Source organism: Bacillus massiliigorillae (assembly GCF_000380245.2).
In the GTDB taxonomy this organism is placed as follows: domain Bacteria; phylum Bacillota; class Bacilli; order Bacillales; family DSM-1321; genus Bacillus_AD; species Bacillus_AD massiliigorillae.
In genome coordinates this window covers 3,469,613-3,475,612 of sequence record NZ_HG428741.1, presented here as the reverse complement: position 1 = coordinate 3,475,612, position 6,000 = coordinate 3,469,613, and the positions used below count along the sequence as shown (strand labels likewise).

The window sequence follows — 6,000 nt, the reverse complement described above, 5'->3', positions numbered from 1 at the left end:
ATAAGGAATCTATTTTTTCACTACATTGAAATTATCATCAAGGAGTAGCCAGTTTTGTGGGAAAGCTAGACCTAATTTCCAATAGCTCATTCCTCGAAGGTTGAGTTCCTTCAGTAAATTAAATTTGGCTTGAATGGATCGTGCATCCTCGAACCATACCTCATGCTCATTACCTGATTCATCTCGATATCTGAAAAAAGGTGCCTGTGCTTTGTAGTCATATTCAATATTGACATGAAATTGTCTTGCAATATCGATTGCTTGCTGGGGACTAATGGCTTTTGCTGTGGTTCCTGGTTTAAATGGTAATGTCCAATCATAGCCATATAAGTTTTGCCCCATCATAATTTTTTGAGCAGGTATTTCACTAATGGCGTAGTTGAGTACATTACGCACTGGACCAATTGGAGAAACAGCCTGAGCCGGCCCACCTGAATAACCCCATTCATAAGTCATAATAACCACGAAATCAACAACAGCTCCTTGCGCTTTATAGTCATGCGCCTCATACCACACACCTACTTGTGTAGCACTTGTTTTCGGGGCAAGAGCAATAGATAGGAACCAGCCATTTTTGGAAAAACGTTCTTTAGCTTTACGGAGAAAAGCTGTATAAGCATCCCTGTCTTCAGGTCGAAGATGTTCAAAATCAAAATGAATATCTCGAAATCCATATTTTTTAGCTGTTTCTTCTATATTGTTTAAGAATTTATTTTGAATATTCATATCCGTTAATAAAATATGGCCAAGTTCATCACTAAAGGCATCATTTTCTTGGTTTGTAATGACCATCATCAGTACAGTATTGTTTTCCTTCGCAATGTTAGGAAATTCATTTAATAAAGGTTCCTTTAAACTACCATCTCGTTTTGCTTGAAAGCTGAAGGGAGCAAGGTAGGTTAAGTACGGAGCTGCATCTCGTGCTCCTTGTTCTAAAGTCGGAGACACACTAGTACCTCGTGGTTCTACATAGCCGTTGAATTCTGCATAGCTCTTTTTTCTAGGAGGAATATATAATCGTTGTCCGACCATTAATGGTGTGTTAAGTGAAATATTATTTGCTGAAGCGATTGCTTGTGGTGTCATGCCAAACTTTCTTCCAATAGTCCATAAACTATCTCCTTGCATTACCCAATAATAACTTCCTTGTATAGGGATAACTAATGCTTGCCCAATAACTAATTGATTTGGTGTTTTTAATTCGTTAGCGGTAATAATGCTATCTGGAGTTGTATTAAAGGCATTTGCAATACTATAAATACTTTGCCCTTGCTGCACAACATGAATTTGCATAGTAAACCTCCAATGTTACTTTTTTCTATCATTGTATGTCTAAGAGTACTCACTCATGAATTCTAGGTTTGGAATTGCGATAGAAGAGGGAAAGGATAAAAAATATATATCCATAAATACTCAGCAATTTTAATTAAGAAGGAGGAGAAATAGTGAAATACGAATGGAGAAAAGCGGCTAAAGATTTATACATACCAAAGAAGAAACCAGAGCAAGTAACGATACCGAAGTTTAGTTTCTTCATGTTAGAGGGTAAGGGAAATCCTAATGATGAAGCTTTTTCAGAAGCGATTGGTGTCTTATATTCATTATCTTATACACTTAAAATGCTACCGAAAAAAGGGATTATTCCAGAGGGGTATTATGAATATACGGTCTTTCCTCTTGAGGGTGTTTGGGATATGGAGGAAGCGGGAGATATAAGTACTTTAGAGAAAGATAAACTTATCTTTACAATTATGATTCGCCAACCTGATTTTGTAACGGAAGAATTAGCGAAAGAAGTAGTGGAGATGGTGAAGAAGAAGAAACCTCATCCTTTATTAGATCAAGTTACATTTAGCAGTATTGATGAAGGTCTATGTGTACAAATGTTACACATTGGCTCGTATGATGATGAATCAGCAAGCTTTGCAAAAATGGATGAATATTGTGAACAGCATAACTTAAGCAGAATTTCTCGAACTCATCGCGAAATTTATATTTCTGACCCTCGTAAAGTACAACGAGATAAACTGAAAACCGTATTGAGATTTGAAGTAGAAGCAAATTAAGCTGCTGTTATTGTCATGGATGGTAGTACAAAAGAAAACCAATTTTATTTGGATATGAAACTTTTTAATTCTGAATTACGTATATTATGTATAAGCATTTTAAGTTTAAGAGACACAGTAGACAATCTTAAGAAATTATTAATAATTTCGCTTATAAATTCTTTAGAAATATACTGTATGATTCAAAATAAGAAATGACATTAATAAACGATTTGTAAAAGAGGTGAGCCCTTGAAGCGTGTATTAAAGTTTGGTTTAGTTGTGGTCTTTAGTCTATATTTGGTCATCTTGACAAAAATAATTCTATTTAAGTACTATCCTATCTCTGAAGCTATCGAGCATTTGCAAAACTTTCGTATAAGTTACATAGAAAAAGGATGGGATACAGCTAACTTCATTCCTTTTCAAACAACAATTGACTATCTGTTTTATGTTGATATTCCATTAATAGCTAAAGTAAAAAAATTAGGAGTATACATAATTGCATTTGCGCCTCTTGGAGCCATGCTACCTCTTTTTTCAAAACGTTTTTTAAAAGCTCGGTATGTTTTATTAGTTGCCGCAGCAATCGGTTTGGCGTTTGAATTATTTCAAGGCATCTTTAAATTTGGTGTTTTTGACATAGATGATTTGTTACTTTATGTAGTAGGAAGCGCTATTGGTTTCATACCTATGCTGCTGATTAATTACATTCAGTTAGCGAAGCAAAAGAAAAATGTTAAAAAATTTAGAATTGAATGTAATGGGCTAAGTAGAAAAAGCCAAGAAAACTATCGGGCATATCAATAAATAAAAGCTGTGCAAAAATTGATTGAAATATCACTTTTTGTACAGCTTTTTAGTTTTCCCTAAAACTTGCTCTATGAAAAAGAATAAATAAATTTTTCTTTTCTTTCCTATTATCGTTGATTGTTACGTCATTTTCTACGTGTCCTTTCATACTATGTGATAAGAAGGAAAAGGAGGGAGTAAGGTGAAAATAGATGAACAAAAGGATTTAGAAAAAGCCATCGATGAAATAACGGAGATTGCTACTGGTTTTGGTTTAGATTTCTATCCAATGAGATATGAGATTTGCCCGAGTGAAATTATTTATACATTCGGTGCTTATGGTATGCCTACTCGCTATTCCCATTGGAGCTTTGGTAAGCAGTTCCACAAAATGAAACTTCAATATGATTTTGGCCTAAGTAAAATCTATGAATTAGTTATTAATTCTAATCCTTGTTATGCTTTTTTATTAGATTCGAATGCACTCATTCAAAATAAGTTAATTGTAGCCCATGTATTAGCCCATTGCGATTTCTTCAAAAATAATATTCGCTTTCAAAATACAAATCGAGACATGGTTGAAAGCATGGCGGCAACCGCTGACCGCATTCGCCAATATGAAATTGAGTATGGCAAGAGAGAAGTAGAAATCTTCTTAGATGCAGTCCTATCTATTGAGGAACATATTGATCCAGCGCTCCTACACCCTGCAACAACGATTGAGATGGAAGAGGAAGAAGAAGAAGTGAAACAAAAACCTTCTCCATACGATGATTTATGGAATTTAGAAAAGAAAGAAACAAAACCAGAACAACCAAAAAAGAAATATAAAAAATTCCCGGCACAACCTCAAAAGGATTTACTACTTTTCATCCAACAATATAGCCGAGAATTAGAAGACTGGCAACGTGATATTCTTACAATGATTCGTGAAGAAATGCTATATTTCTGGCCTCAGCTAGAGACGAAAATCATGAATGAAGGTTGGGCATCCTTCTGGCATCAACGCATCCTACGCGAAATGGACTTAACATCAAGCGAGTCTTTAGAATTTGCGAAATTAAACGCAGGCGTTGTGCAGCCATCTCGTACAGGAATTAATCCGTATTACTTAGGCTTAAAAATCTTCGAAGATATTGAAGAGCGCTTTAATAACCCAACAGATGAAATGGTTCGTCGAGGTGTAAAACCAAACTCTGGTCGAGAGCAAATGTTTGAAGTGAGAGAAGTAGAATCAGATATTTCCTTCATACGTAATTACTTAACGAAAGACCTTGTGATGAGGGAAGATATGTATTTGTTCCAAAAACAAGGCAAGGACTATAAAATTGTTGATAAAGAATGGAAAGGTGTCCGAGATCAGCTTGTGAATATGCGAGTGAATGGCGGGTTCCCATATATTACGGTTAATGATGGCGACTATTTGAGAAACGGTGAGCTGTACTTGAAGCATTGGTATGAAGGTATTGAATTAGATGTGAAGTATTTAGAGAAGGTTCTTCCTTATATTTATCAGCTTTGGGGTCGAGGTGTTCATTTGGAAACAAAGGTGGAGGAGAAGCCGATTCTTTATACGTATGATAGTAAGGGGATTTATAAGAAGTATTTGTAATTTCATATTGTTATTGGCTTTTTTGATTAAATACATGGAGAAGAACGATCTTTTCTTATTAGATTATAGAGATGCTGATTGATATTTAGAAGACAATTAATGAATTAGAGCAGTCAAATCTATCTGGAATCGGGTTTCCTAAAATAAGAAGCAGCGATAAAGTCTTATAATATCGCTGCTTTTTATTTGTGGTTGTCTATATAGGTTGCATTATAGATATTTATAAAGCTTATTTTATAAGTTACTTTGAATTATTCTCAATTTTCTATTCTTGATACGAATAGGTAAGGGTTCCATTAAAAAAGGAACCGCGATTGGCGATTCCTAAGAGTATTATTTATTTGCACCTTTTAAGACACTAAATGAATTAGTAAGTGCAGTTTTACTATTATTAATATCAGGTTTTGAAGAACGAACTGCTGCTAGCACAGAGTCAATTGTTCCATCAATTTTTGTCCATGTAGTGCTATCAATTTTTCGAAGCTTAGGTTCTTGTGTATCCCACTGATGTTCCAAATTATCAGAGCCTTTTTTTGCTGAAGCAAAGTTATTTTTATTTACAGCGTTTAGTATATCATTTTCAATTTTAATAAAATCATTTAATTGACCCACTAATGTAGTTTGCCCTGAGGCACCTTGTGATGCAATATTATTACTGCGCCATTTATAACCACCTGTACCAACAACTAAGAAAATTATGAGTACAACAATCGTTTGTGTTAGCACATGTTTCTTAGTTGCCTTACTTTGGTTTGTTTCCGCTATACCACTTTTAGCATTTGTATCAATTTTTGAAACGGTAAGGAAAACGATGATTGCTAAAATAGCGATAAGAAAAATTACACTCGTAACGGTTGTTCCGAGTCCTAATCCGCCATTTACTTTTGATTGAGATAGGTAATCTCCAATTGACGCTCCAAGTGGACGAGTTAAAATATACGCAATCCAGAAAGCTAATATTCCGTCAAGTTTCAAAAATTTATAAGCTAAGAACACAAGAGCAATAATAATAGCAACGCCTAATCCTGTATTAAGATAACCAAATCCAAGTTGTTCGGAATATAAATCGCCGACCGCTGTTCCAAGTGCAAAGGTGAAAAGGACCGTAAGCCAGTAGAAAACTTCTCTTTTTCTAGTAAAAATCGAGTGGATTGATAGAGTTTTTTCACTAAGATACCAAAATAGAAAAGTCAGTCCTAGTAACACCGAGAATACAGCTGTACTAACCTCAAGTAGAACGCCCATATTATCTGTCAAATTATCCGTTACAAGTGTTCCAAATACGCTTATAAGAACAACTGTTACCCAGTAAATGGCTGGAACATATTTGGTTGCTTTAAATTGAAAAAACAATGCAATAAAAAATGCAACTCCCATAATAATGGTAGTAAGTGTTAAACCAAGTCCAATGTTGAAATTGATATAATCAGCAAATGTTTCGCCAACAGTTGTACACAAAACTTTGATGATCCAAAAGAAAATCGTCACTTGTGGTACTTTGTTAAGTAAAATTTTCATTTTATTTTGGTTTTTTCGCATATATAATCTCCT

The 6,000-nt window shown here is 34.6% G+C and carries 5 protein-coding genes; 3 read left to right on the top strand and 2 right to left on the bottom strand.

Annotated features, from left to right (window positions below; genetic code table 11):
* Nucleotides 1–9: 9 nt before the first annotated feature.
* A complete protein-coding gene (locus TX86_RS16060; RefSeq protein ID WP_042349915.1) occupies nt 10–1,293 on the bottom strand; it encodes a glycoside hydrolase family 18 protein in 1,284 nt (427 codons plus the stop codon).
* A gap of 152 nt (nt 1,294–1,445) precedes the next feature.
* Between TX86_RS16060 and TX86_RS16055 the strand changes: the two genes are divergently transcribed.
* The 3 genes from TX86_RS16055 to TX86_RS16045 all read left to right on the top strand — a co-directional run bounded on the left by TX86_RS16055 (nt 1,446) and on the right by TX86_RS16045 (nt 4,449).
* Nucleotides 1,446–2,066 (top strand): GyrI-like domain-containing protein, encoded by a 621-nt coding sequence (locus tag TX86_RS16055; protein ID WP_042349913.1) that lies wholly within the window; start codon nt 1,446–1,448, stop codon nt 2,064–2,066.
* A gap of 231 nt (nt 2,067–2,297) precedes the next feature.
* Entirely contained in the window at nt 2,298–2,855 is a 558-nt protein-coding gene (locus TX86_RS16050) for a VanZ family protein (RefSeq protein WP_042349912.1), read from the top strand.
* 184 nt (nt 2,856–3,039) lie between these two features.
* Entirely contained in the window at nt 3,040–4,449 is a 1,410-nt protein-coding gene (locus TX86_RS16045; RefSeq protein ID WP_042349910.1) for a SpoVR family protein, read from the top strand.
* A 333-nt stretch (nt 4,450–4,782) separates the two neighbouring features.
* Here TX86_RS16045 and TX86_RS16040 read toward each other — a convergent pair whose 3' ends face one another.
* The gene (locus tag TX86_RS16040; protein ID WP_042349908.1) at nt 4,783–5,988 is read right to left on the bottom strand and encodes a COG4705 family protein; all 1,206 of its coding nucleotides are present in this window, start codon (nt 5,986–5,988) and stop codon (nt 4,783–4,785) included.
* Nucleotides 5,989–6,000 lie beyond the last annotated feature (12 nt).

Bases quoted from the DNA above. Each gene is read 5' to 3' on its own strand.
- TX86_RS16060 (WP_042349915.1), bottom strand. From the start codon at position 1,293: ATGCAAATTCATGTTGTGCAGCAAGGGCAAAGTATTTATAGTATTGCA.
- TX86_RS16040 (WP_042349908.1), bottom strand. From the start codon at position 5,988: ATGCGAAAAAACCAAAATAAAATGAAAATTTTACTTAACAAAGTACCA.